At 53.0% G+C, this 1794-nt stretch carries 1 protein-coding gene and 1 pseudogene; one reads left to right on the top strand and one right to left on the bottom strand.

Features of this window, described 5'->3' with window-relative positions:
* Window positions 1-399 (bottom strand): hypothetical protein (locus ACR0CW_RS23080; RefSeq protein ID WP_480789576.1); only part of this gene is annotated, 399 nt, incomplete at its 3' end.
* Between the two features lie 144 nt (window positions 400-543).
* Between ACR0CW_RS23080 and ACR0CW_RS23075 the strand changes: the two are divergent.
* Window positions 544-1661: pseudogene (locus ACR0CW_RS23075) on the top strand (IS3 family transposase).
* The last annotated feature ends 133 nt before the right edge of the window (window positions 1662-1794 follow it).

Here is a 1794-nt window from a genome sequence, read left to right as displayed (position 1 = left end):
ACTGTCAATTAAACCATAATTTCGTCCTAGTTCTCCTTCCACATCAATCCCGTGAATAGGGGGGTACGCAAATACGCCTTGGCGCAAAATTGGATAAATGTACTGACCACCATCAGTTCGGTTGACGGGAGCGTTATCGGGGTAACCGACAAATACAACTGGCTCGCCTGCTATCCGAGAACCAAGCTCTTCATCTGTCGCCAAAAAACCGAACTTAAATGAAATTGGGCGTCTGGTCTCACCCTTTTTCCGAATTGGCAGAACATTCTTAGGAACCTTCAGAACTGCCAAGTCGCAATTGGATGGGTCGAATGAAAACTCGGGATCGGAAACACGGAACTTCTGATATCCCAATGCCACATGATCTGATCCAGGATTTATCGCAGAGCTAAATGACATCTCAAGTTCTGTGCAAACAGAAGCGCGAGAAAGACTAGGCGGTAGATACTTGGGATCTACCACATGGCGTGCAGTCGCTACATAGTACTTGTCTTGGCCCCCTAAAACTGTGCCACAGTTGGCTTAGTTTTGGAGACGGGATTGATGGCGCGGAAACGGTATTCGGACGAAGATATTCTGCGGCTTTTGCGCGAGATTGAGCTGGGCCTGGCATCTGGTTCGGATGTCGCGACGGCGTGCAGAACGGCTGGTGTCAGTGATGCGACCTATTACACATGGCGCAAGCGGTTTGGTGGGATGGGACGATCTGAGATGGCCAATCTGAAGGCGCTGCAGAAAGAGAATGATCGGCTCAAGAAAATCGTGGCTGAGCTTGAACTGGACAAACTCATTCTCAAGGAGAGCCTTGATTATCTAAAGCCAAAGGCCTGACGGCAGACCAGCTTCGTCAGGCCGTGGTCCACACCCGACAAAAGCTGGCAACCTCTGAACGGCGCACCTGTCGCGTGATTGGATTGGCGCGGAGCACGCTGCAATACCGCGCAGCGCCAAAGGATGATGAGGCGTTACGTCTGGCGATGATCCGATTGGCCAAACGGTATGGGCGCTACGGCTACCGCAAGGTCGCCGAGCTGCTGCGTGTCGAAGGCTGGGCAGTCAATCATAAAAAGATCGAACGACTATGGCGCGAAGAAGGCTTGCAGCTCCCACAACGGCACAAGAAACGCAAACGGCTGTACCACAAGGACAGCTCGATCATCCGGCTCCGACCGCAACATCCCAATCACATCTGGAGCATTGACTTTGTCCACGACAAGCTGAGCAACGGACAGAGCTACAAGATGCTGACGGTGCTGGATGAGTATACCCGTGAGGCGCTCTGCGTAGCGGTCAAGCCGAAGATGAACAGCGCAGACGTGCTGGATGCGCTCTACCCACTCTTATTGCGGCACGGGAAGCCCGAACACATCCGTTCCGACAACGGCGCGGAGTTCATCGCAACGGCCCTGCAGACCTGGTTAAGAAAGGTGGGCATTAAGCCGATCCAAATCTACCCGGGATCACCTTGGGAGAATGGATACAACGAGCGCTTCAATGGCACTCTGCGCCGGGAAGTCCTCAACGCAGAATGGTTCCACACCACCAAACAGGCTCAGATCGTCATCAATACCTGGCTTAGACAGTACAATCGTGTCAGACCCCATCAGGCTCTAAACATGCGACCGCCCGTTCCAGAAACCTTGCTCAAAACTGGCCCATAGAATTGGGGCTGGACAGCTCTTACAGCTGCAGCTAGCTTGACGGATATGCCACTAGCTGTTTTGCAGCCTTTGGCTCCACTCAACTCGAACGAGTATGTTGACATCGCAATACCCGGAGATGGGGCCAGAGATA

It is taken from the genome of Ruegeria sp. CH6 (assembly GCF_056537005.1).
Note: the sequence above shows the minus strand (reverse complement) of the source record. Positions and strands in the feature narration are given on the sequence as shown.